The organism is Afifella aestuarii (assembly GCF_004023665.1).
In the GTDB taxonomy this organism is placed as follows: Bacteria; Pseudomonadota; Alphaproteobacteria; order Rhizobiales; family Afifellaceae; genus Afifella; species Afifella aestuarii.
This window is the reverse complement of the sequence record NZ_SAUF01000005.1, coordinates 220,111-243,544: the sequence shown is the minus strand read 5'-3', so window position 1 is coordinate 243,544 and position 23,434 is coordinate 220,111. Positions and strand designations below refer to the sequence as shown.

Below are 23,434 nucleotides of genomic sequence, written 5' to 3'. Positions count from 1 at the left end.
ACCGTCAGTCGCCAGCGAAGCTCACAAGCGTGCGCACGGGCACACCAAGCTTTTCCAACTTGGCCGCCCCGCCGAGATCCGGCAGATCGATGACGAAGACTGCGGCGACCACATCGGCTCCGATCTGCTGCATCAGTCGGATGGCCGCGTCCGCCGAGCCGCCCGTCGCGATGAGATCGTCGACGAGGATCACCTTTTCCTGCGGACGAATCGCGTCCTTGTGTATCTCCATTTCGTCCAGCCCGTATTCGAGGCTGTAGGCGATGCGCACCGTGTCGTAAGGCAGCTTGCCCTTTTTGCGGATCGGCACGAAGCCGGCGGACAGCTGGTGCGCGACGGCGCCACCCAGGATGAAGCCGCGGGCCTCGATGCCGGCGACCTTGTCGATCTTGGAGCCGGCCCAGGGCTGAACCAGTTCATCGACCGCACGCCGGAAGGCGCGCGCATCCCCCAACAATGTGGTGATGTCGCGAAACGCGATTCCCGGCTTCGGATAATCCGGAATTGTCCGAATGGTGCTCTCGAGCTTGTCGATCAGGCTGTTCATCCCTCGCCCCAGCTGCCTCAGCTTTCGTCCGCTTTTGCGCGAACGGCCAGTGGCTTAGCACCGGATAGCCGCGACGGCCAGATGGGCATCTTGCCGCCGGACAAAGGCTGCCGCGCGGCGCCGGCAATTGACACCATAGACCCAAGCACGGGTCTCGCATGCGCTCAAAAAGGAATGGCCGCGGACGAGCCGCGGCCATCGAAAACGTCGGGTCGGAGTGAGCGGAGATCAGTGCTCCACGTTCGACCAGACCTTGCGCTTCACATAGTAGACGAGTCCCAAGAAGACGAGCAGGAAGGCGATCACGGTGAAGCCCATCGACTTGCGCGCCTCCATGTGCGGCTCCGCCGCCCACATCAGGAACGCAGCGACGTCGCGAGAATACTGGTCCACCGTCTGCGGAACGTCGTTGTTCGGATCGTCGTCCTGGTTCTGCGCATACTCGATCAGATCGTCGAACAAGGGGGGCGGCATCGCCAGGGCGGCAGCGTACATGTAATGCGGATTGTAGTACTGCCCCGGGAGAACCGTCACGCCCTCAGGCGCTTCGTCCTCATAGCCCGTCAGAAGTGCGTGGATGTAGTCAGGCCCGCCCTCCTGATACGTGGTGAAAATATCGATCAGGAATTGCGGAAAGCCGCGTTCCACGCCGCGTGCCTTGGCCAGCACGGACATATCCGGCGGGACAGCGCCGCCATTGGCGTAGCGGGCCGCCTCGTCGTTCGGGAACGGAGACGGGAAATAGTCCGACGGCCGGCCCGGCCGCTCGAACATCTCACCCGTGTCGTCCGGACCGTCCTGGATCTGGTATTCGGCCGCGAGCGCTTCCACCTCCTCTTCGGAGAAGTGGGGACCGCCCTCCCAGCCGAGAGCACGGAACGGCACGCGCTTCATCGAGTGGCAGGCCGAGCACACTTCCCGATAGACCTGGAAGCCACGCTGCAGCTGCTGCTGATCGAATTTGCCGAAGGGCCCGGCGAAGCTCCACTCCATCTCTTCCGGCTCTTCGAGCGGGAAATGAGGGAGTGCCGATTCTTCGGGTTTCGCCTCCGGAGATTCCGGAGCCGCCGGAGCGTCTTGCTGGGCTGCCGCCACGGACAGTCCGGCCAGAACGAGAACGCCAGCTGCCGAAAGACGCGTTATGGATTTAAGCATTGTCGTCATGGTGTTTGTCGCAGTTCCGTCTCGCATCAGCCGCGTCGTTCCGGGGAGGCCGCCGCTTCGGCCGGCGTTCCGCCACCCCCGCTCTTATGCTTGGAAAGCACAGCCTCGGTGATGGAAGTCGGGCGAGGCCTCGGCTTCTCGATGTACCCCAGCAGCGGGAAGATGATGAGGAAGTGGACGAAATAGTATGCCGTCAGCAGCTGCGTGGCGAGCACGTACCAGCCTTCCGGCGGCTTGGCACCGAAATAACCAAGGCAGATGACGTCGGCCACGAAGATCCAGAAGAAGATGCGATAGAGCGGACGATAGGCCGCCGACATCACCTTCGACTTGTCCAGCCAAGGCAGGAAGAAGAGCACGATGATCGAGGCGAACATCGCGATCACGCCGCCGAGCTTTGACGGGATGGCCCGCAGAATCGCATAGAACGGCAGGAAGTACCATTCCGGCACGATGTGCGGCGGCGTCACCAGCGGGTTGGCGACCGTGTAATTGTCCGGGTGGCCGAGATAGTTCGGCAGGTAGAACAAGAACCACGCGAAGAACAGCGCGAAGGCGACCATCGCCACCGCGTCCTTCATGGTCGCATGCGGCGTGAACGGCACCACATCGCTGCGCGACTTCGGCTCGATGCCTGTCGGGTTCGTCTGGCCGGTCACATGGAACGCCCAGACGTGGAGAATGACCACGCCGACGATCATGAACGGCAGCAGATAATGCAGCGAGAAGAACCGGTTCAGCGTCGGATCGCCGACCGCGAAGCCGCCCCACAGCCAGTGGGTGATGCCTTCGCCGACCAGCGGGATCGCCGAGAACAGGTTGGTGATGACGGTGGCGCCCCAGAAGCTCATCTGGCCCCAAGGAAGCACGTAGCCCATGAAGGCCGTCGCCATCATCAGGAGGAAGAGGATGACGCCCAGGATCCACTGGATTTCGCGCGGCGCCTTGTAGGAACCGTAATAAAGGCCGCGGAACATGTGGATGTAGACCGCGATGAAGAACATCGACGATCCGTTGGCGTGCATGTAGCGCAACAGCCAACCGTAGTTCACGTCGCGCATGATGTGCTCGACGGAATTGAAGGCGATCGCGGAATTGGCGGCGTAGTGCATCGCCAGCACCACGCCGGTGAGGATCTGAACCACGAGCACGAGGCTCAGGATCGCGCCGAAGGCGTAGGAATAGTTGAGGTTCCGCGGGATCGGATAAGCGATAAAGGAATCGTACATGAGCCGCGGCAGCGGCATGCGCGAATCGATCCAGCGTTCAACGCCGGTGCGCGGTTGGTATTCGGATGTACCCTGCATTCTCGTTCTCCGCCGCTCAGCCGATCGTGATTGTGTTGTCGTCGCTGAAGGCCGTGGTGGGGATCAACATGTTCTCCGGCGCCGGCCCATGACGAATGCGCCCGGCCGTGTCGTAGACCGAGCCGTGGCAGGGGCAGAACCAGCCGTTGTAATCACCCGCCTCGCCCATCGGGACGCAGCCGAGATGGGTGCAGATGCCGACCATCACGAGAAACTCTTCGCGGCCCGGTGCGGCGCGATTTTCATCGGTCGCCGGCGCGTTGCCGTCGAGGTTGTCGTTGCGTGCGATCGGATCCTTGAGGTCGGAGAGAGGCGTATTCTTCGCCGCTTCCACCTCTTCAGGAGTGCGGTAACGGATGAACACGGGCTTGCCGCGCCACATCACCGTGATCGACTGCCCCGCCTCCATGGCGGAGATGTCGACATCGATCGAAGCAAGCGCCAAGGCGGAGGCATCCGGGTTCATCTGGTCGATGAACGGCCATGCCAACCCAGCTACGGCCACGACCGCGGCAGCGCCCGTGGCGATGACGAAAAAGTCTCGCCTCGACGGTTCACTGCTGTGCGGATCTGGCGCAGCGGCGGAATCAGGAACGGTAGTCGGATATGTATTAGCGGACACGAATTCTACCCTCGCAGGTCGGACGGCCATTTGCGACTGGAAGAGCGCGAAGACGCGATAGCCAGCCGACTCCGCTTGCTCCACGCAGCTCCCAGCGAAGACCAAGCGCGCGGCCTCTTAGCGCCCCTGGTTTCATTTGTCACCCTTGCCCAAGGCTTGTCCAGTGACGCTTAGACGAACACGCCACAATGTCGCGCCTCATCCTCCACTTTTGCGTCAAGCAACGTCGAGGCTGATCTCACGCGGCGCCAAGAAACCACCGGACTGGCGTTCCCATAGCTTTGCATAGACACCGTTTTTTTCGAGCAATGTCTGGTGCGTGCCGGCTTCGACAATCTCCCCGCGATCAAGGACGACAAGACGATCCATAGCAGCAATCGTCGACAAACGGTGGGCGATGGCGATTACGGTCTTGCCTTGCATCAACCGCTCAAGATTTTCCTGAATCGCGGCCTCGGCTTCCGAATCGAGCGCCGAGGTCGCCTCGTCGAGAACCAGGATCGGAGCATCCTTGAGCAGGACACGCGCGATCGCGATACGCTGGCGCTGACCGCCCGACAGTTTCACGCCGCGCTCGCCGACGAGAGCGTCGTAACCGGAGCGGCCGCGATGATCGGAAAGATTGTCGATGAATTCGGCCGCTTCGGCGGCGCGCGCCGCCTCTTCGTACTGATCTTCGTCTGCATCCGGGCGTCCGTAGACGATGTTGTCGCGCACCGAACGATGCAGAAGAGCCGTATCCTGCGTGACGACACCTATCGCGGCCCGCAGCGAGGCCTGGGTCACCTCCGAGATGTCCTGCCCGTCGATGAGGATGCGCCCGCCTTCGAGGTCGTAAAAGCGCAGGAGAAGGCTCACCAAAGTCGATTTGCCGGCCCCCGACACACCCACGAGGCCCAAGCGCTCGCCCGGACGCACATGCAACGACAGATCCTCAATCACGCCACCGCCGCGACCGTAGTGAAAGCGAATGTGCTCGAAGCTGATGCCTCCCCCGCTGACGGCGAGATCTTTGGCGTCCGGCTTGTCGAGCACCTCGTGGGGTCGGGAGATCGTCTCCAGCCCATCCTGGACGATGCCGATATGCCGGAACAATGCGGAAAGCTGGAACATCACCCAGCCGGCCATCGTGGACAGCCTCGTGGCGAGCGCAAGGCCGGTGGCGATGGCACCGACGGTGATGGCGTTTGCCTGCCAGAGCCAGAGCGAGGTCACGGCAATCGAAACGACAAGACCCGCATTTAGGATGGTGAGGACCGCGCGGATCGTCGTCACCTGACGTGTCAGGATCCGCAAGCGCTCCACGAAGGTGCCGATCGCCTGGCGAACGAAGCTTTCCTCCGTCTCCGCTTCGGCGAAGAGCTTGACGGTCTGGATATTCGTATAGCTGTCGACGATGCGGCCATTGACGATGGAGCGCTGGTTGGAAACGCGCTTTGCGGCCCCACGCAGCCGCGGGATCATCACGTAAGCGAGAACGACGTACCCGCCGAGCCACACGATGACGGGCAGCATCAGACGCAGATCGGCCTGCCCCAGGAGAACGAGAGCGGTGATGGCGAAGACCAATACGGTCCAAAGCGTCTCCGCCAGCCCGGTGACGAAATCCGCAAGCGAGATCCCCGTCTGCATGACCTTGTTGGCGATGCGCCCGGCGAAATCGTTGGCGAAGAAGGAAACGCTCTGGCGCAGAACATGTCGGTAGCTCTGCCACCGCACGAGATTGGCGAAATTCGGCGCCACGCTCTGCTCGCTCAAAAGACTGTTTGCGGTGACGAAGGCGGGTCGCAGGACGAGCACCACGAACGCCATCCCCAGCAAGGTCAGACCATGGTCGGACCAGAACGTCTCCCGGTTCGCGCTGCCGATCATATCGACGAGCCTGCCGATAAAGGAAAAAACCACGGCATCGGTCACGGCGGAGCCGAGCCCCGTCGCCAGCAATGCGGCCAGCGGCCAACCCATCTGGCGGGCGTAATGCCAGATGAAGGCCATCGTCGTTGCCGGAGGCTGGGCGGATTCAGGCCTGAGAGGATCGATCAGGCGCTCGAAGAAGCGAAACATGGGTGCCTATATGGCGCGGCTTTGCGATGGCGAGAAGACGTGCTTCTTCTTGCCACGCTTCGCCTTCCGTCTGCAGAGCCCATCCGCAAACCCCTAGCCGCACAGCCATGATCGATATCGCGCTCTTCCAACCCGACATTCCGCAAAATGCCGGGGCAATCCTTCGGCTCGGCGCGTGTTTCGGCGCGACCGTCCACATCATCCATCCTGCGGGCTTCGTCCTCTCCGACAGAAACCTGAAGCGCGCGGGGATGGATTACGTGGAGCTCGCAGCCCTTCGCGAGCACGACGATTTTGCGGCTTTCGAGATATGGAGGCGAGAAGCCGGCCGGCGGCTCGTCGCGCTGACGACACATGGGCGCGAGAGCCTGCCGGATTTCGCGTTCACTGCCGACGACATCCTGCTTCTCGGACGGGAATCGGCGGGACTGCCGAGCGATGTCCGCGACCGGGTCGATCGCCTCCTGCGCCTGCCGATCCGGCCTACGACGCGCTCGCTCAACGTCGCCAATGCGGCCTCGATCGCGCTGTTTGAAGCGCTGAGGCAGACCGGCGGCTTTCCCGCTTCCAATTAGGTTTCCGTCGCGCCAGTCTCACGTGGAGGATCAGGTCAATCGGCGGTCGGCAGCCGGCGCATGGTGAACTCGATGTCGCCATTGTCCAGTTCGCGCCAGCTTTCGACCTCGCTCTGATAGGCTTCGCGCGGAAAGCGCTGCAGGAATTCGCGGGCGCGTTCTCGCGCCCGCGGCCGAGGCAGAACGAAGGTCTCGCGCCGCCAGATATCGAGACCTTCGGGTGCTGATTGCCTTGCGCTGCGTCTATGCGAGAAGTCGCCGTTCATCGCGCCAACCTCCGGGGCGCCGATCTCCTGCCACGCCCGATCTCAATATAGCGCAGCGCGCAGTCTTCTGCGAATCAGACGAATCGCAGGCGGCGTTCACATGCTGCCAGAACGGGGATGCGCGACATCTCGCAGAGCAAGCCCCATGGCGATCCAGGCCGAGCCGATCACGATCAGATCGACGGCGAGGAAGATGCCGAGGGCCCAAAGGCTCGAGGCCGGCCAGCCGATCAGAATGACGACGCCGATCAAGATGGTGAGAAGCCCGGAGGCGAGAACGTATCCCCATCGCCGCTGCGGGCGCATCGAGAAGGCGAGGAAGGTGCGCACACCGCCCGCGAAGATCAGCACCACGCCGAGAAGCCAGGTCAGGATCACCGCCGCAAACAGCGGCGCCACGAAAATCATCGCAGCGGCAACGACATAGAGCGCACCGATCAGGATCCACAGGAAGAAGCGCGACCAACGGCGCGACTGGATGCCATGGGCCACCTCGGCAAAGCCGGAGAGAAGCATCATGATGCCGATGAGATAGACGCTGGCGACCGTCGCCGTCACGATCGCGATGAAGCCCAATAGGCCACCAATCAAAGCGATCGCGCCGAAGGCCACGAGCCAGCCCCAGCGCTCCGCCAGCGTTTCCTGCATTTCTCGGTCTCTCGGGCCGAGCCCGCCAAAATCGCTTTCGTACATGGCAATCTCCATATCTTCTCGTTGTCAGAAGGAACTCAAGCCACGCAGTTCGGTTGCCGCGATCAAAGCCATGCTTTAAGCGCGAGACAATGAGCCGCAACATGCACCTTTACCGGCCGGATCTCGACGCTCTCAGCGTGCCGGACGACATCGATGCCAAAAAGGTAGAAGCCCGCACCTGGTTCGAGGCTCTTCGCGACACGATTTGCAGTCGGCTCGAAGCCCTGGAGGATGCCGTGCCGGCCGACACCGCGGACGAGGCACCCGCCGGCCGCTTCGAGCGCACGCCGTGGGATCGGAGCGACCATTCGGGTGCGGCCGGAGGTGGCGGTGTCATGTCGGTGATGCACGGACGCGTCTTCGAAAAGGCCGGCGTCCATTGCTCGACCGTCTTCGGCGAATTCGCGCCAGAGTTTCGCGGGCAGATCCCCGGCGCCGATGAAGATCCGCGATTCTGGGCTTCCGGCATTTCTTTGATCGTGCATCCGCGCAACCCGCATGTGCCGGCCGCACATATGAACACGCGCATGGTGGTGACGAGCCGCCAATGGTTTGGCGGCGGCGCCGATCTGACGCCGGTCCTCGCCACACGGCGCAGCCAGGACGATCCGGACAGCCGCGATTTTCACGCTGCAATGGAAGTCGCCTGCCGGAGCCACACAGAAGTCGATTATCCGCGCCTCAAGACGTGGTGCGACGATTACTTCTACCTTCCCCACCGCGACGAGGCGCGCGGCATCGGCGGCATTTTCTTCGATTACCTGAATTCCGGCAGCGGCAGTGATGAAGGCTGGAAAGCCGACTTCCACTTTGTGCAAAAAGTGGGTCAGGCCTTCGCCGACATTTATCCCAAGCTCGTGGAACGCAACTTTGCGACCCCCTGGAGCGAGACCGAGCGCGAGGAGCAGCTCGTTCGCCGGGGACGTTATGTCGAATTCAATCTGCTCTACGACCGGGGCACGATTTTCGGGCTCAAGACGGGAGGCAACGTCGCCTCCATCCTGTCGTCGATGCCACCCGAGGTCCGGTGGCCGTAAGGACCCCTCACGCTGCTTTCAGGCGATGTCTTCTGCCTCCAGCGATCTGCCATTTGATGACGAGATGCGACCATAGGCACGTCTTGCGGCATTGAATCCGCCGAACGATCGCTCACATTGAAGAATGCGTCGGCAGCAAGTCCGATGTCATCAAGGCAAGGAGGAAGCCATGAAGACGATCACCTGTGGGGAACTCGTTCCCGGCTGCACCTACAAGGCCCGCGCTGAAACGGAAGCGGAGCTTCTGCAGAAGGTCTCCGAGCATGTGCGCAGTGCCCATCCGGGCATGGAGATGACGCCGAAGATGGTGGAAAAGGTCAAAGCCAAGGTGCACGACGAATAATCGTCCCTACACGACGACACTTCCCGAGCAAAACCTTAGAGAGGCCCGGCACCGCATGGCCGAATGCGGTGCCGCTGTGGGCATTATTGCCGGCGAGCCAGCGCCAAAAGCTCCTCGCGCGTGATCGCGAAATCGACCTCTAGCCAGCGCTCTTCCAACTCGTTGAGAAGTTTGCCGAGCTCCGGGCCCGGTTGATGGCCTGCGGCCAGCAGATCCTTGCCGCTCAGTGGGAATGTCGGCCGCTCATAATCGCGCACGAAGGCGAGCTGCCGCTTGCGCGCCGCGACTGCCCTCTCGTCCCCCTTCTCCCGGTCACGGGCGAGCGCCAAAAACAGCCGATCCGTGAGCGCGCGGCGGCCCGCAGAATACGCTCGGCGCGCCAGCAGCGCTTCAGAAAGCTCGCTCTCCGGCTCCGGCGTCTCCGCCCAAGAGACCAGACGCTCCGTTTCCTTTCGCGCCAGACGCAGACGGTTTGCCAGCTGATCAATGCGCGAGCGGTGCGGCGGGATGATCGCCATAAGCCTCAGGAGTGGATCGGGCGGGATCTCCTCGGCCCGTTCGGCGGCAACCACCCGCTCGATCGCATCGATGCCCCAATTTTCCGGAAGCGCCTTGTCGAGCGTTCCGGTGATGCGCATCCAGCGCAGGGCGCGCGAAGGGTCGGGCGCGGCGAGCAGCCTTTTCAGTTCCGACCAGACCCGCTCGGCCGACAGCACGGCAATGCCGGCCTTCAATCTCGAAGAGGCTTTCAGCCCTTCGGCATCGGGCCGCCCATCTCCATACCAGGCAAAAAAGCGAAAGAACCGAAGAATGCGCAGATAATCCTCGCGGATGCGCTCTTCGGGGTCGCCGACGAAGCGGATATTGCGCGCGGCAAGGTCGGGATAGCCGCCAAGCGGGTCGAAGACGTGGCCGCTCGCATCGCAGTAAAGCGCGTTCAGCGTGAAATCGCGTCGGCCTGCGTCTTCAGCCCAGTCATCCGTGAAGCGCACGACCGCATGGCGTCCGTCGGTCTCCACATCGGCCCGCAGCGTCGTCACTTCGAAAGGGTGGCCTTCGGCGATCACCGTCACCGTGCCGTGCTCGATGCCGGTCGGCACGCTTTTCAGTCCCGCGTCTTCTGCCGCCGTCACGACATCTTCGGGCAGCAGAACCGTCGCCATGTCGATGTCGCCGACGGGCTCACCCAGAAGCGCGTTGCGCACGGCCCCCCCGACGATGCGCGTCGCCCCCTCCTCGCTCTTCAAAGCATACATAACCCGCTTCAGCGTCGGCGCGTCGAGAAAGGGATGGCCGGCAAGGCTCGGCAGTTTCAAATCTTCTCTCCATAAAGCTCGTCGGCGAGCATCCTGATGATGCCGGCCGTAACGCCCCAGATGTATCGGTCGTGCCAGGGCATTTCGAAAAAGTAGCGCGCACGGCCTTGCCAGATGCGGCTCTTCTTACGGTGGTTGCTTGAATCCATCAGAAAGGCGAGCGGCGTCTCGAAGGCCGCCGCCACCTCATGCGGGTTGAGACTGAGCGGCTGGCCGGGTTTCACGACCGCCAAAACCGGAGCAATGCGAAAGCCGGAGGCTGTCAGATAATCCGGCGCGCGCAGGACCACTTCGACGGCCGAAGGCCGAAGGCCGATCTCCTCTTCCGCCTCGCGGAGCGCCGCTTCCTCGGCCGTCTCGCCGGGATCGATCTTGCCGCCGGGAAAGGCGACCTGCCCGGCATGGCTGCTCAAGCGTTCCGTGCGTTGGGTCAGGATCACACGCGCTTCGCCCGGGTAATCGACGACGGGGACGAGGACCGCCGCATCGCGCCGCTTCATCGCTGCGAACATGGCCGAAAGTTCAGGATTGATGCTGTGGTCGCCATATTCGCGCGGGGCATGGGCCTCCGTCGCGAAGGCGTTCTCGGCGCGGCGACGAAATTCGTCCGCCGTATAGGGAATCGTTTCTTTCACATAAGTCATCCTGCGCCGTCTTCGGAGTGTTCCGGCAGTGAGAAGAACGTCCCGGCGGATATAAGGCCAAGAGCGCCTTCTCGCTCCTGCGCCAGATCGACGAGGTCGTGCGTGAGCGCGCGCGTGAGAAGCGCCTCCAGCCCCGCCCGAACGGTGACATACGGCTTCACACCGAGCGTCTGCGGCTCGATGGCGAATCGGATGGGATGCGCGGCATCGGCCGTGACGACATCGTCGACATTGGTTCGGAAGGTGAGCCTTCGCTCATCCGCCTCTCCGTCCACAGCCATTTCGACAGCCAGAAAGGGCGCATCATCGACATGGATGCCGACCTTCTCCACGGGTGTCACGAGCACGTATTCGCCGTCCGGCTCACGTCTCAGCACCGAGGCGAAAAGACGGACGAGCGCTGGCCGCGTAATGGGTGTGCCCATATAGAACCAGGTTCCATCCGCGGCGATGCGCATGTCGATGACACCGCAATGGGGCGGATCCCACTTTTCCACCGGACGCGCAGGAGCTCCTTCGCCGGCGCGGCGCATGAGCTCGGCGAGGCCCGGCGGCAGTTCACCTTTCTTTGTTCCTCTTTCCATCGCCCCGTTCCGGTCCATCTCTTAATCTGTAAAGGCTGAGATCTCTTCGCCCCCGGCATGACACAATCGGCCATGAAAACGAAGGTGTGGGGCAGATGCGGCAACCGGCAACCACGGATCAGGCCTAATGAGTGCAATGACGCAGCCAGAAACCAATCCGGACGAGATCGTCCGCGAGGCGGAAAAGACCGTCGACCTGCTCGGTCAGGTGCGCGAGGCGATCGGCCGGGTGATTTATGGTCAGGACGTCGTGGTCGAGCGGGCCCTCATCACGCTTCTGTCGGGCGGGCATGGCGTTCTCGTCGGCGTGCCGGGCCTCGCCAAGACCAAGCTCGTGGAAACGCTCGGCACCGTGCTTGGGCTCCATGCCCGGCGCATTCAGTTCACGCCAGATCTGATGCCCTCCGATATTCTGGGCGCCGAAGTCCTGGAAGAAAGTGGTGACGGACGGCGCGCCTTTCGTTTCATCCGCGGCCCGATCTTCGCTCAGCTCCTCATGGCCGATGAAATCAACCGCGCCAGCCCGCGGACGCAATCGGCGCTTCTCCAGGCCATGCAGGAGCAGCATGTGACGATCGCGGGGCAACGCCACGATCTGCCGCAGCCTTTCCATGTGCTCGCGACGCAGAACCCGCTGGAGCAGGAAGGCACCTATCCGCTTCCCGAAGCTCAGCTCGACCGCTTCTTGATGCAGATCGACATCCTCTATCCCGATCTTCAGTCGGAAAGGCGGATGCTGCTTGAGACGACCGGCGCCCACAACGCGGTGACGGAGACCGTCCTCGACGCCGAGCAATTGATGGCGATCCAATCGCTGGTGCGGCGCATGCCGGTCGGCGACGGCATCATCGATGCGATCCTGAAACTCGTGCGTTCCGTACGGCCGGACGAAGCCCAGCCCGAAATGGCCGACCGCATCGCCTGGGGGCCGGGCCCGCGCGCCAGTCAGGCGCTGATGGTGACGGTTCGTGCTCGCGCCCTTCTCGACGGTCGCCTTGCCCCCTCGCTCGACGATGTCGAAGCACTCGCTCTGCCGATCCTGCAGCACCGGATGGCCGTCACCTTCGCCGCACGTGCCGACGGCATGAGCGTCCAGGACATCATTCGTCGGGCCATCGAGCAGGCCCTCTGACGCTGATGGCAGCCGGCGCTCCCCCTCATCACACAGGATCGGTCGCCGACGCGCGAAGCCTTGCCGCACGCCTGCCCGACCTCCTGGTCGCCGCCCATCGCGTGGCCGCCAATGCGATGTTCGGATCGCATGGCAGGCGCAGGCCGGGCACCGGCGAAACCTTCTGGCAATACCGCTCCTATCAGCCCGGCGAACCGGCGAAGCGCATCGATTGGCGACGGTCCGCGCGCGACCATCACCTGTTTGTCCGCGAACGCGAATGGGAGGCGGTGCAGACGGTCTGGCTGTGGCCCGACCTTTCGCCTTCCATGCGCTTTCGCTCGCGGCTTGCGGCACAGGAAAAGGCGGAGCGCGCTCTTATTCTCATTCTGGCGCTCGCGGAGCTTTTGGGGCGCGGCGGTGAACGCGTCGGCATACCTGGCCTTGTCCCGGCCCGTCCCGGACGCGATCTGCCGGAGCGCTTTGCCGAAGCGCTGCTTCGTGGCGAGCTTGCCGACGACTGGCCGACGACTGCGCCGATCAAACCGCTTTCCGACGTCGTCATCGTCAGCGATTTTCTCACCGATCCTGAGACGATCCACGATCGTTTCCGTCATGCGGCCGAAAAGACAGCCCGTCTGCACCTTCTGCAAATTCTCGACCCGGCCGAAGAGACCTTTCCTTATGGCGGGCGCCTCGAATTCGAAGATCCGGAGACCGGCGGCACCTGGCTCGCGGAGCGCGCCGACCTTCTCAAGGAGGGCTACCGCGCTCGGCTTCTCGCGCATCGCGACGAGATCGCCCGCCTCGCACAACGAGCCGGCTTTTCCTTCAGCGTGCACCATACGGACCGTCCCGCCTCGGAAGGGCTTCTCGTTCTGCAGTCGAGCCTGGCCGGCCCGAGCGAACGACGCTTGAGCGCATGATCGCCAATTTCGCGTTTCTCTCACCCTGGATGCTTGCGGCGTTCGCCGCGCTGCCGCTCTTGTGGTTCATCCTGCGCCTCACGCCGCCGCGGCCGACGCGGGAGATCTTTCCTCCGACGCGCATTCTCTTCGGCATCCAGGAAGAGCAACGGACACCGCGGCGCACACCGTGGTGGTTGACCGCGCTTCGGCTTTTGCTTGCTGCCCTCATCATCCTGGCTCTCGCGAGGCCTGCCCTGCAGCCCTCCGCCAATCTCGCAGAGACCCGGGAAGGCCCGCTCCTCATCGTCCTCGACAACGGCTGGGACAGCGCTCAGGACTTTGCGACGCGCCGCGACGTCGCCGCCAGACTGATCGACGAGGCCGGACGTGGCGATCGCCCCGTTGCCATCGCGGCAAGCGCCGGCGAGGCCAACGCCAATCTCGCGCCGACCTCCCCAAGCGAGGCGGCAAGACGACTTGCCGCGATCGAACCCGAGCCCTTCCCCGCCAACCGTCAGGCACTTGCGGACAGACTCGCCGAGCTCTTCCCGGCCAACTCCGCGGAAGTCGTGTGGATCGGCTCGGTTCTCGACGGCGGCGATGGCGGCAGTTTCGCGGCGGCCCTTAAGACCATCGATGCAGATCCGCTCCTCATTACGGCGCCCGCCGCACTCTCCGTCCTGCGTCCGCCCCGCAACGCCGCAGACCGCGCCGACGTGCGCGTGAGCCGCATCGGGCCGGCCGCCGGCATCACACTCGCCGGCTTCGACAGCGAAGGCCGCCGTCTCGTCGACACTGAGACGAACCTTGCAGCCAACACCGATACGGACGTGGAAATTCAGCTTCCGACGGAGATGCGCAACGAAATCGCGCGGTTTGAAATCATCGGCACGGAGAGCGCGGGTGCCGTGCAACTCCTCGACGGACGCTGGCGCCGCAAAGCCGTCGGCCTGATCGCCGGAGAAGCGGGCGATGCGGCACAACCGCTTCTTGCCCCCCTCACCTATGTGGAGCGGGCTCTGTCGCCTTATACGGACATCAAAGAGCAAAGCGGAGAAACCTCGCCACAGGCGATCGACAAGCTTCTGACCACAGGCGTCTCCGTGCTCGTCCTCACCCAGACAGGCAATCTGCCGCCGGAGACCGTCGACAAGCTGCGCCGATGGATTGCGGCCGGTGGCACGCTGCTGCGCTTCGCGAGCCCGAATATCGGCGCAAGCGATCCTGAGCTTCTGCCCGTTGAACTTCGCGAAGGCGAGCGCGCGCTCGGCGGTTCGCTGTCCTGGGAGGAACCTCAGGCAATCGGTCGGCTTTCACCGGAGAGCCCCTTTCGTGCCATCGAAATCCCGGCCGATGTGCGCATCCGTCGCCAGATCCTGGCCGAACCGCGCTCGCTGCCGCAGGCAGAGACCTGGGCGGAGCTTTCCGATGGAACACCCCTCATCACGGCCGTCACACGCGGTCAGGGCCGCATCATCCTCTTCCATGTAACGGCAGATCCCCGCTGGTCGAATCTGCCGATCTCCGGCGCCTTCGTGGACATGCTGCGTGCGATCGTCGATACGGCCGAGCCTGCCGTTCGCCTGCCGCCGGAGAATATGGCCTCCGGCGAGGTCGCGCCGACACCCGCACGCGCGCCTTCGCGCAGTTCGCCCTGGAAGCCCGCCTCCGTCCTGGATGGCTACGGGCGCCTGCGCCCGCCGGGATCAAAAGCCGCTCTCGTCGCGGACATCGACGCGGCAGCGGCCAGCGCCATCACGCCCCCTGGCCTCTACGAACGCGGTGGCGATATTCGCGCCCTGAACACGGTGACGGACGAAACGGATCTGACCCCGCTCGATCCCAACGCCATCGGCTGGTCGGGGCGTGTCGGCTCGCTCACACCCGAACGGGCGAAGCCCCTGTGGCCGTGGATACTTGCCATTGCCGCCCTTCTTGCCGCGCTCGACGGTCTCGCGGTCCTGGCGCTGTCCGGTCGCCTCGTCCCCCGGCGCGCGGTGACCGCTGGTCTCGCGCTTGCCGCCCTGGTCGCGATCGCTGCACCGAACAAAGTCTCCGCGCAGGAAGTCTCGGCCGAAGATGCACTTGCCGGCACGCTCGAAACCAGGCTCGCCTACGTCATCACCGGCGACACGCTCGTGGACGAAACCAGCCGGGCGGGGCTCAGAGGCCTGACCGAATACCTCGCTGGACGGACGGCGCTTGAACCCGGGCAGCCGGTTGGGCTCGACCTCGCGACCGACGAGCTCTCCTTCTACGCGCTCATCTACTGGCCGATGAGTGCGGGCCAGACACCGCCTTCGGCGGAGGTGATGGCGAAGGTCGATGCCTATATGCAGAACGGCGGCACGATCCTCTTCGATACGCGAGACGCCGGCAATCCGATGCCAAACTCGGCCCTCAGCGCCACGCCGGAAACGCAGGCCCTGCGGCAGATCCTGTCCGAGATCGACGTGCCGGCCTTGCAGCCGGTGCCGCCCGACCACGTTCTGACCAAGGCTTTTTATCTTCTCAGCACGTTTCCAGGCCGCTGGGACCAGTCGCAGCTCTGGGTGGAGGCGATCGCCGATCAGCCGGACGATACGGGACGGCCGGCCCGCGGCGGTGACGGTGTCTCGCCGATCCTGATCACGGGCAACGACTTTGCCGCAGCCTGGGCGATCTCAGCCGACAACAGTTTTCTCTATCCGACCATTCCCGGCGACCAGCGCCAGCGTGAAATGGCGTTCCGCGCCGGCGTCAACATCGTCATGTACACGCTGACCGGGAATTACAAAGCCGATCAGGTCCACATCCCGGCGCTCTTGGAGCGCCTCGGCCAATGAACAATTTCGTCTTTCACCTCGAGCCCCTTCTGCCCTGGTGGCTCATTGGCGGGCTTGGCGGCCTTCTTCTCGTCGTCGCTCTCTACGTCTTGTTTCGCCGTCTGTCGGGCGCCTTTTTGCGGCTTCTTGCCGGCGCACTTCTCGTCTTCGCTCTCACAAACCCAGTCCTTGAGAGAGAGGAACGCGAGCCCCTGCCGTCTGTCGTGGCCGTCGTGGTCGACGACAGCGGCAGCCAGGGGATCGGCGAGCGGCGTGCGCAGACCGAGCAGGCCGTCGCGCAGCTCAAAGAGCGCATCGGCGCGCTCTCGGGCTTCGAAGTGCGCGAAGTCCATGTCGGCGACGCCCCGGACGACAGCGGCACGGCGCTTTTCGGCGCTCTCTCCAAGGCGGTCGACGACGTGCCGCCCGATCGCCTCGGCGGCGCGATCATGGTGACGGACGGCATCGTCCACGATACCCCCTCGTCTCCCGAAAGCCTCGGCTTCAACGCTCCTGTCCATGCGCTCATCACCGGCGAGGAAGACGAATACGACCGGCGCATCGTGCTTGAACGGGCGCCGCGTTTTGCAATTTTGGGCGAAGACCAGACCATCACCTACCGTGTCATCGATCCACGGCTTTCTCCGGGAAGTCTTGTGCGCGTGACGCTCCGCATCGATGGGCGCGAGGTCGCGACCGACATGGCGGTGGTCGGTGAAGATCAGGTCATCGACCTTCCGATCGAGCATGCGGGACGCACGATCGTGGAACTCGAGGTCGAACCGGCAGAGGGCGAACTCACCACGGACAACAATGTCGCCGTCGCTGATATCGACGTGGTGCGCGAGCATTTGCGAGTGCTTCTCGTCTCCGGCGAGCCCCATGCCGGCGAGCGCACTTGGCGCAACGTCCTGAAATCCGACGCGGCCGTCGACCTCGTCCACTTCACCATCCTGCGTCCACCGGAAAAGCAGGACGGGACGCCTATCCACGAATTGTCGTTGATCGCGTTCCCGACACGCGAGCTCTTTGCGGAAAAGATCGACGAATTCGATCTCATCATCTTCGACCGCTATCAGCGGCGCGGTGTCCTGCCGATCCTCTACTTCGACAACATCGCTCGGTATGTGCGAGATGGCGGGGCGGTGCTGATTGCGGCAGGGCCCGATTACGCCTCGACGGCGAGCCTTTATTCCACGCCCCTCGGCGGCATTTTGCCGGCGGCCCCGACCGGCAACGTGACAGAGGCGCCTTATCGGGCGGAGATCACCGACCTCGGGCGCAAGCATCCCGTGACCCGCGACCTGCCCGGCGGGGATACCTCCCCGCCAAGCTGGAGCCGCTGGTTCCGCCTCATCGATACGGACGTCACGGCCGGCGACGTCGCCCTCAAAGGCCAGGACGGCAAGCCGCTTCTGGTTCTCGCACATGAGAACGAAGGGCGTATCGCCATGCTTCTCTCCGATCAGGCCTGGCTCTGGGCGCGAGGCTTCGAGGGCGGAGGCCCGCACGGCGCGCTCCTCAGACGGATCGTGCACTGGCTGATGGGCGAACCGGAGCTTGAAGAAGAAGCGCTGACAGCGCGCGCGGACGGCAACAGCCTGGTCGTGGAGCGACAGACGCTCGGTTCCGAGAAGCCCGAAATCAAGGCGACGGGACCGGACGACAAAACCAATCCGGTCCCCATGAGTGAGGCGGAACCCGGTCTTTGGCGAGGGCGCATCGATAATGCCTCTCTTGGCCTCTACAAGGTCAGCGACGGCAAGATGAGTGCGCTTGCCCATATCGGTGTGGCAGACCCCGTGGAATTCCGGGAGGTCGTCAGCACACCGGACAAGCTCGCCCCGATCGCCGAAGCGACGGGCGGGGGTGTCGTACGTCTCGCCTCCAACAATGGCAACATTCCCCGCATTGCCGCGGTCTCTCGGCGGGCCAGTGCCGCAGGTTCCGGTTGGATCGGCCTCAAGCGCAGTGACGCAACGATCCTGAAGAGCGTCGACCGCCTGCCCCTCTTCAGCGGCTTGATGGGCCTTGCCCTTCTCCTCGGGGTCTTTGCCTCATTGTGGTGGCGCGAGGGACGCTAAAGAAAAAACTGGCTCAGATCGTCGCGGTCCGCCGGTTCGACGTTGGCCGATCGGCGAAGCGTCCTAAGTTCGGTCTTGCCTCACCCCCTACGGCCATCCAGAATTTGCACATGAAAGGAATATTGCGATGAAAGGGTCAGACGTTTCCCTGAAGCATCTCCAGCGCGCACTCACGATGGAGTTGACCACCGTCAACACCTACATCCTGCAGGAGCGCAAGCTGGACGATTGGGGCGTCGATCGCCTTGCAAAGCGTATGCGTGAAGAGATCGACGAAGAGCGCGAGCACGCCAATCTCTTCCTTACCCGCCTCCTCTTCCTAGAGGGCAAGCCGGACGTCCATACGCTCGACAAGATCGATCAGCCGAAGGACATCGCCCATATCTTCAAGACCCAAGCGGCGATGGAGCAAGAGGCGATCGACTATTACAGCAAGGCTGCGCAGGAATGTCAGGAAGCTGGCGATATCGGCAGCTTCAACCTGTTCATGACAATTCTCGGCGACGAAGAGGAGCATGTCGGCTTCGTCGAAGAGCAGCAGGATCTGATGGAGATGCTGGGCACGCAGCTTTACCTCGCGCGTCAGATCTCCTCGGTCGCCGCGGAAGAAGAAGACGACTGATCTCTCTCGGTCATTTTTGAGAGTTTTCAACGATCGCCCGTCCGCAAGATTGCGGGCGGGCTTTTGCTTGCTGAGGCGTGCTGCGTGTTAGGGCCGTCCGACGACGATGCCCGCCAAAGAGGCCGCGATCCCTTCCTCCAGCTCCGCGACCAGGAGCCGCCGAGGATCGCACGGTCCCGGCATCTTCACCCGCCCCAGAGGCAGCGGCGCAAAACCGAGCGGACCGTAATAGGGCGGATCACCGACCAGGAGCACATAGCGGATACCGCGGGCCCGTGCCTCCGCCAAGGCGTGGCGCACGAGGGCCTTGCCATAACCGCGGCTCTTCAAAGGCGGATCGACCACAAGGGGGCCAAGAAGCCTGCCTTCGCACGAGCCGATGACGATGGGGGTCAACCGGACAGAAGCGGCGAGCTCTCCATCGAGATCGACGACGAATGACAAGGCTGGATCGTGCGGCGCCTGCTCGCGCACGCGAAACGCAGCCCGCGCATAGGCGCCCGGCCCGAAGGCGTTTGCAACAAGGGTTGAGATGGCAGGATCGTCGTCCGGCGCTTCGGGCCGGATCAAAATATCGGACATGGGCTCAGCTGGCTTTCGAAGGAAGATGGCCGCGGCTCATCGCGCAGCGTGAAACCGCCGCTCCCTGAGCGGCGGAACGAGCCTCATCGGAGGCGCAGAATCTTCGATGTCCGATACATGGTCCGATACATGGGCGCGCCCTCTATCACACGCCTCGCACCCTTTCAACGAGTTCTCGCAATGGGCTGCTGCGGGCAACGCCGCGTTTTCGAGCCTCAAAGACAACGAACCTTCGGCCGCACTGTCCGGGCTGAGCCGGCAAAGCCGAAGCGGACCTCCGACTTCTCATGCAAGCACAACCGCCGCAGGCAGCCAGTCAGGACAACTAAGCTCTTTTTCTTTCCGACCCCGCACCACATGTTTGGGCAGCGCCGATGGCCAAACACGTCTGGTCGATCCGGCCGAGCTTCTTTAAGACGCAGAGATGCCCCATAGCGGGGAACGGGAGAAATTCATGGGTTTGTTGGTCGACGGCGTCTGGCAGGACCAGTGGTACGACACCGAGAAGACCGGCGGAAAGTTCGAGCGTGAAGCTTCGATCTTCCGCAATTGGGTGACACCCGATGGCGAAGCCGGTCCCTCAGGCAAAGGCGGCTTCAAGGCCGAACCCGGCCGCTATCATCTCTATGTGTCGCTCGCCTGTCCGTGGGCGCACCGCACGCTGATTTTCCGCCGCCTCAAGGGGCTGACGGACATGATCGGCGTGTCGATCGTCAGTCCGCTCATGCTCTCCGAAGGCTGGATCTTCGACGACGAGCATCCTGATCACCTCTATGACCTCAGGCGGCTCTATGAGGTCTATCTGAAGGCGAAATCGGATTACAGCGGTCGCGTCACCGTTCCAGTCCTGTGGGACAAGGAACAGGAGACCATCGTCTCCAACGAATCCGCTGAGATCATCCGCATGTTCAATTCGGCCTTCGACGGTGTCGGGGCCCGCGCCGAGCTCGATTTTTATCCGAAGAACGAGCGCGCAGCGATCGATGAGATCAATGCGAAGGTCTACGAGACCGTCAACAACGGCGTCTACAAAGCGGGCTTTGCGACCAAACAGTCGGTTTACGAAGAGAACTACAAGGCCCTCTTCAACACGCTCGACGAGATCGACCAGCGCCTTGACGACCAGCGCTTTCTTGTTGGCGATCGCTTGACGGAAGCCGATTGGCGGCTTTTTACAACGCTGGTGCGCTTCGACGCCGTTTATTACGGCCACTTCAAGTGCAACAAGCGCCGCATTTCCGACTATTCAAATCTGTCGGGATATCTGCGGGATCTTTATCAGATCCACGGCGTGAAAGAGACGGTCAACTTCACGCATATCAAGCGGCACTATTATTACAGCCACGCCAACATCAATCCGACGCGCATCGTGCCGCTCGGACCGCTTCTGGTGCTCGATTCTCCGCATAATCGGGACCGGTTTCCCGGCGAAGGAATCCCGAAAGACTGACGCATTTCCCAAAGACGCGTTATCGGCTCACCAATCCTGCGCAGGCGCTACGGCGCCTGTCATTTCGGCAATGCGTGCACGGGTGGCGGGCGTCGTGTTGTCCGGCAGATCGTCCAACGGAAACGTGCCGATGTCTGCGATCTCAGCACCCCTTGGATCGACACCGAGATCTTTCCAGCTGCGGCAGACGTAAAGCGCCACATGATCGTTCGGGTGCGCTCGAGCATTGCGGTACATCCCGAAAAGCTCCGCGGGCCCGTCGAGCTCCGCTCCCGCCTCCTCGCGCACTTCCCGGGTCAAGGCCTGAAGGAGCGTTTCGCCCGATTCGACGCCGCCGCCCGGCAGATACCAGCCCGGCATGTAGGTGTGCCGGACGAGAAAGATATGTCCATCGGCAATCATAGCGGCACGCACGCCGAGCGTCATACCGCGCGACACGCGCCCATATGTGAGCAACACTTTTTGGGCCAGCTGCTGGATTACGTTGAGCTGTGGGAGGCGTCGCTTCGTCATCGTCAGCTCCTCTCAGGACTGTCGCACCCGCTTCCGGCGGCGGCAAAGTTCCAGGCCATTGCACAGACACTCATAGCGCGATAGGCGAAATCATGTTCCGCCTCGCGCACATCTCCGACGTGCATCTGCCGGCCCTGCCGCAGCCTCGTCTTCGCGAACTCGCCTCCAAGCGCATCATCGGCTACGTCAACTGGCGGCAGAACCGCAAGCAGGCGATGACGGAAGGCAGTCTCGACCTTCTCACGACCGACATCGTCGATGCCGATCCCGACCATATCGTGGTCACGGGCGATCTCACCAACCTCGCACTTCGGCAGGAATTCGAGAACGCGCGGCTGTGGCTCCAGGCGCTTGGGCCGCCCGCGAAGGTGACGGCCATTCCGGGCAATCATGATGCCTATGTGCCGCGCGCGCACCATCGCTACCGCGCGCTGTGGGCGCCGTGGATGCGCGGCGACATCGATGAAACGGAGGACGCAGAACATATCGACCGGGCGATCTTCCCGTTCATGCGGCGCAAGGGCAATGTCGCCATCATCGGCCTGTCCTCGGCGGTCGCCTCGGCGCCGTTCATGGCGACTGGGCGCCTTGGCCGCAGACAGACGGCGCGCCTGGAAACCCTGCTGCAGGAAGCCCGGGACGAAAGGCTTTTCCGCGTCATCCTGGTGCACCATCCACCCAAGCTGATCGATCCAGGCCGGGCACTTCGGCGACTGACGGATGGATACAGGTTGCGCCGCGCAGTCGAGCGCTTCGGTGCCGAACTCGTCCTCCACGGGCATGATCATATCCGCGCTGTGACCGCCATTCGCGGGCCGCATGGCACGGTTCCCGTCATCGGCGTGCCGGCCGGCAGCAGCGGCCCCTCCGACGGACCGAAATCGGGCGGCTACGCCTTACATGAAGTCGAGGAGAGCCCCGATTGCTGGCACCTCACGGTCATTCACCGCTGTCTCGATCAAAGCGGTGGCGTGAAGGAGGCCATGCGGGTTCAGTTCGACATCAAGCGACCGTAACCCAGGCATATACGAGAAGCGCTGACGCGCCGAAAATGATGCCGATGATGAAGGCGAGAAAAACCCAAAATCCAGACAGACGGGAGCTCGCGTGATTCTGGATCTGCCGCGCATCCGCAAGCCTGCGATGACGCGCCATCTCCACATCATCGGCAGCAAGCGCGCGTTCGCGCTCGACGATGCGCTCCGCCAGATGCGTGGTGACACGGTCCGCCATCTTCCCCGCATCATTCGCCTCGGCCAGAACAATGCGCCCGTTCAGCGTGTCTTGGAGAAAACGAAAGGTGCGCTTGTCGCGCCCCATCATCACGAAGCTCGTCGCATCGACCCAGTAGCGCGGCGGATCACCGGGCAGAATCGAGAGCAAGAAGCGATCGCGGTCGCGCTCGGGGAGTTCCTCGGCGACACCCGCCATTTCTTCCGCGAGAAGCTCCAGGCGTGCGCGTTCCGTCTCTCTCAGATCGACGATCCCGTCCATCCGGTCCGATTCGCGAATCCGCGCCTCACGAATGCGTTCCTGCAGCTTCCGAACGGTCGCCCCGGTCGCTGGCACCGTGTTCATCCTCGTTTCCCTTTCGCGGACTGTGAGTGGAGGCTACCAGAAAGCCTCCCTGGCGGCAGGCGCCGACACGCAGTCTCCACTGCTATCTATGGTTAAAGAAAGGCAAATGGAATGGCGTCAGCAACGAGAAGCAGTGATCGTGTCGAAGCGGCAGCACGCGCGGCCGGGATCAATATCTCCATCCAGCGGATGCCGGACACGACGCGCACCGCCGAAGACGCCGCAAAAGCGTGCGGCACGAGCGTTGCGCAGATCGTGAAATCCTTGATCTTTAAGAAAGCCGAAAGCGGCGAGCCGGTGCTTCTCCTCGTCTCCGGCGAGAATCGCGTCAATGAGAAGAAAATGGCGGAACGGCTTGGCGAAGCGCTCAAGCGCGTCGATGCGCGCGCCGTGCGCGAGCTGACGGGTTTTGCGATCGGAGGCGTGGCGCCGCTCGGCTCGATTTCTCCGCTCGCCACCTATATCGATGAAGATCTTCTCGCCTTCGATTCCGTCTGGGCGGCAGCGGGCACGCCGAACGCCGTCTTCGAAGTCGCGCCGCACAAGCTCAAAGAGGCGACTGGCGCCAGGGTGATCCGTATGGATTGAGGGGACCGGCGTACCGGTCCCCTCACCGCTTG

Annotated in this window: 24 protein-coding genes; 11 read left to right on the top strand and 13 right to left on the bottom strand. The window is 63.2% G+C overall.

Going from position 1 to position 23,434, the window contains the following annotated elements; genetic code table 11:
- Positions 1-4: 4 nt before the first annotated feature.
- The 5 genes from EO094_RS15315 to EO094_RS15295 all read right to left on the bottom strand — a co-directional run bounded on the left by EO094_RS15315 (position 5) and on the right by EO094_RS15295 (position 5,704).
- Entirely contained in the window at positions 5-547 is a 543-nt protein-coding gene (locus tag EO094_RS15315; RefSeq protein ID WP_128293792.1) for an adenine phosphoribosyltransferase, read from the bottom strand.
- 228 nt (positions 548-775) lie between these two features.
- Positions 776-1,702, bottom strand: a complete 927-nt coding sequence (locus tag EO094_RS15310; RefSeq protein WP_128294292.1) for a cytochrome c1 — start codon at positions 1,700-1,702, stop codon at positions 776-778.
- Between the two features lie 35 nt (positions 1,703-1,737).
- The gene (locus EO094_RS15305) at positions 1,738-3,018 is read right to left on the bottom strand and encodes a cytochrome b (protein ID WP_128293791.1); all 1,281 of its coding nucleotides are present in this window, start codon (positions 3,016-3,018) and stop codon (positions 1,738-1,740) included.
- Between the two features lie 16 nt (positions 3,019-3,034).
- Positions 3,035-3,640: a ubiquinol-cytochrome c reductase iron-sulfur subunit gene (petA, locus tag EO094_RS15300; protein ID WP_246008557.1), complete on the bottom strand. Its 606-nt coding sequence runs from the start codon at positions 3,638-3,640 to the stop codon at positions 3,035-3,037.
- Between the two features lie 216 nt (positions 3,641-3,856).
- Positions 3,857-5,704, bottom strand: a complete 1,848-nt coding sequence (locus EO094_RS15295; protein ID WP_128293790.1) for an ABC transporter ATP-binding protein — start codon at positions 5,702-5,704, stop codon at positions 3,857-3,859.
- Positions 5,705-5,811: 107 nt separating this feature from the next.
- Between EO094_RS15295 and EO094_RS15290 the strand changes: the two genes are divergently transcribed.
- Positions 5,812-6,279 (top strand): tRNA (cytidine(34)-2'-O)-methyltransferase, encoded by a 468-nt coding sequence (locus EO094_RS15290; RefSeq protein WP_128293789.1) that lies wholly within the window; start codon positions 5,812-5,814, stop codon positions 6,277-6,279.
- A gap of 35 nt (positions 6,280-6,314) precedes the next feature.
- Here EO094_RS15290 and EO094_RS15285 read toward each other — a convergent pair whose 3' ends face one another.
- Together EO094_RS15285 and EO094_RS15280 are read right to left on the bottom strand one after the other, a co-directional pair.
- Positions 6,315-6,545 carry a hypothetical protein gene (locus tag EO094_RS15285; RefSeq protein ID WP_128293788.1) on the bottom strand — a complete coding sequence of 77 codons (231 nt, stop codon included), beginning with the start codon at positions 6,543-6,545 and terminating at the stop codon, positions 6,315-6,317.
- Positions 6,546-6,641: 96 nt separating this feature from the next.
- Positions 6,642-7,238, bottom strand: coding sequence for an HdeD family acid-resistance protein (locus EO094_RS15280; protein WP_246008556.1), 597 nt, complete (start codon positions 7,236-7,238; stop codon positions 6,642-6,644).
- An 89-nt stretch (positions 7,239-7,327) separates the two neighbouring features.
- On the opposite strand from EO094_RS15280, the gene hemF reads away from it, so the two are divergent.
- On the top strand, positions 7,328-8,275 hold the full coding sequence (gene hemF, locus EO094_RS15275; RefSeq protein ID WP_246008555.1) for an oxygen-dependent coproporphyrinogen oxidase: 948 nt from the start codon (positions 7,328-7,330) through the stop codon (positions 8,273-8,275).
- Between the two features lie 169 nt (positions 8,276-8,444).
- Positions 8,445-8,618, top strand: a complete 174-nt coding sequence (locus EO094_RS15270) for a DUF1059 domain-containing protein (RefSeq protein WP_164879688.1) — start codon at positions 8,445-8,447, stop codon at positions 8,616-8,618.
- A gap of 83 nt (positions 8,619-8,701) precedes the next feature.
- On the opposite strand, the gene EO094_RS15265 is transcribed toward EO094_RS15270, so the two are convergent.
- From EO094_RS15265 to EO094_RS15255, 3 genes are read right to left on the bottom strand one after another with little or no spacing between them, the layout of a single operon-like run.
- Complete coding sequence (locus tag EO094_RS15265; RefSeq protein WP_246008554.1) at positions 8,702-9,934, bottom strand: CCA tRNA nucleotidyltransferase; 1,233 nt, start codon at positions 9,932-9,934, stop codon at positions 8,702-8,704.
- Positions 9,931-10,569 carry an NUDIX hydrolase gene (locus EO094_RS15260; RefSeq protein WP_246008553.1) on the bottom strand — a complete coding sequence of 213 codons (639 nt, stop codon included), beginning with the start codon at positions 10,567-10,569 and terminating at the stop codon, positions 9,931-9,933. The genes EO094_RS15265 and EO094_RS15260 overlap by 4 nt, the downstream gene beginning before the upstream one ends.
- Positions 10,570-10,574: 5 nt before the next feature.
- Positions 10,575-11,162: a DUF1285 domain-containing protein gene (locus EO094_RS15255; RefSeq protein WP_205649945.1), complete on the bottom strand. Its 588-nt coding sequence runs from the start codon at positions 11,160-11,162 to the stop codon at positions 10,575-10,577.
- Between the two features lie 127 nt (positions 11,163-11,289).
- Between EO094_RS15255 and EO094_RS15250 the strand changes: the two genes are divergently transcribed.
- From EO094_RS15250 to EO094_RS15230, 5 genes are all read left to right on the top strand, one after another.
- Positions 11,290-12,294, top strand: coding sequence for an AAA family ATPase (locus EO094_RS15250; RefSeq protein WP_128293784.1), 1,005 nt, complete (start codon positions 11,290-11,292; stop codon positions 12,292-12,294).
- 5 nt (positions 12,295-12,299) lie between these two features.
- Positions 12,300-13,199: a DUF58 domain-containing protein gene (locus EO094_RS15245; protein ID WP_128293783.1), complete on the top strand. Its 900-nt coding sequence runs from the start codon at positions 12,300-12,302 to the stop codon at positions 13,197-13,199.
- Positions 13,196-16,006: a DUF4159 domain-containing protein gene (locus tag EO094_RS15240; RefSeq protein ID WP_128293782.1), complete on the top strand. Its 2,811-nt coding sequence runs from the start codon at positions 13,196-13,198 to the stop codon at positions 16,004-16,006. The genes EO094_RS15245 and EO094_RS15240 overlap by 4 nt, the downstream gene beginning before the upstream one ends.
- Positions 16,003-18,069, top strand: a complete 2,067-nt coding sequence (locus EO094_RS15235) for a hypothetical protein (RefSeq protein ID WP_128293781.1) — start codon at positions 16,003-16,005, stop codon at positions 18,067-18,069. Before EO094_RS15240 ends, EO094_RS15235 begins: the two co-directional genes overlap by 4 nt.
- Before the next feature lie 127 nt (positions 18,070-18,196).
- On the top strand, positions 18,197-18,691 hold the full coding sequence (locus EO094_RS15230) for a bacterioferritin (protein WP_092815293.1): 495 nt from the start codon (positions 18,197-18,199) through the stop codon (positions 18,689-18,691).
- Between the two features lie 87 nt (positions 18,692-18,778).
- Here EO094_RS15230 and EO094_RS15225 read toward each other — a convergent pair whose 3' ends face one another.
- Positions 18,779-19,273: a GNAT family N-acetyltransferase gene (locus EO094_RS15225; protein WP_128293780.1), complete on the bottom strand. Its 495-nt coding sequence runs from the start codon at positions 19,271-19,273 to the stop codon at positions 18,779-18,781.
- Positions 19,274-19,727: 454 nt separating this feature from the next.
- Between EO094_RS15225 and EO094_RS15220 the strand changes: the two genes are divergently transcribed.
- Positions 19,728-20,723, top strand: a complete 996-nt coding sequence (locus EO094_RS15220; protein ID WP_128293779.1) for a glutathione S-transferase family protein — start codon at positions 19,728-19,730, stop codon at positions 20,721-20,723.
- 27 nt (positions 20,724-20,750) lie between these two features.
- Here the strand turns inward: EO094_RS15220 and EO094_RS15215 are convergent, their stop codons facing one another.
- A complete protein-coding gene (locus EO094_RS15215; protein WP_128294287.1) occupies positions 20,751-21,149 on the bottom strand; it encodes an NUDIX domain-containing protein in 399 nt (132 codons plus the stop codon).
- 179 nt (positions 21,150-21,328) lie between these two features.
- On the opposite strand from EO094_RS15215, the gene EO094_RS15210 reads away from it, so the two are divergent.
- The gene (locus EO094_RS15210; protein WP_128293778.1) at positions 21,329-22,252 is read left to right on the top strand and encodes a metallophosphoesterase family protein; all 924 of its coding nucleotides are present in this window, start codon (positions 21,329-21,331) and stop codon (positions 22,250-22,252) included.
- Here the strand turns inward: EO094_RS15210 and EO094_RS15205 are convergent.
- Positions 22,239-22,814 (bottom strand): hypothetical protein, encoded by a 576-nt coding sequence (locus EO094_RS15205; RefSeq protein WP_128293777.1) that lies wholly within the window; start codon positions 22,812-22,814, stop codon positions 22,239-22,241. The two genes, EO094_RS15210 and EO094_RS15205, sit on opposite strands and share 14 nt — an antisense overlap.
- Positions 22,815-22,925: 111 nt before the next feature.
- Between EO094_RS15205 and EO094_RS15200 the strand changes: the two genes are divergently transcribed.
- Positions 22,926-23,402 carry a YbaK/EbsC family protein gene (locus tag EO094_RS15200; protein WP_128293776.1) on the top strand — a complete coding sequence of 159 codons (477 nt, stop codon included), beginning with the start codon at positions 22,926-22,928 and terminating at the stop codon, positions 23,400-23,402.
- The last annotated feature ends 32 nt before the right edge of the window (positions 23,403-23,434 follow it).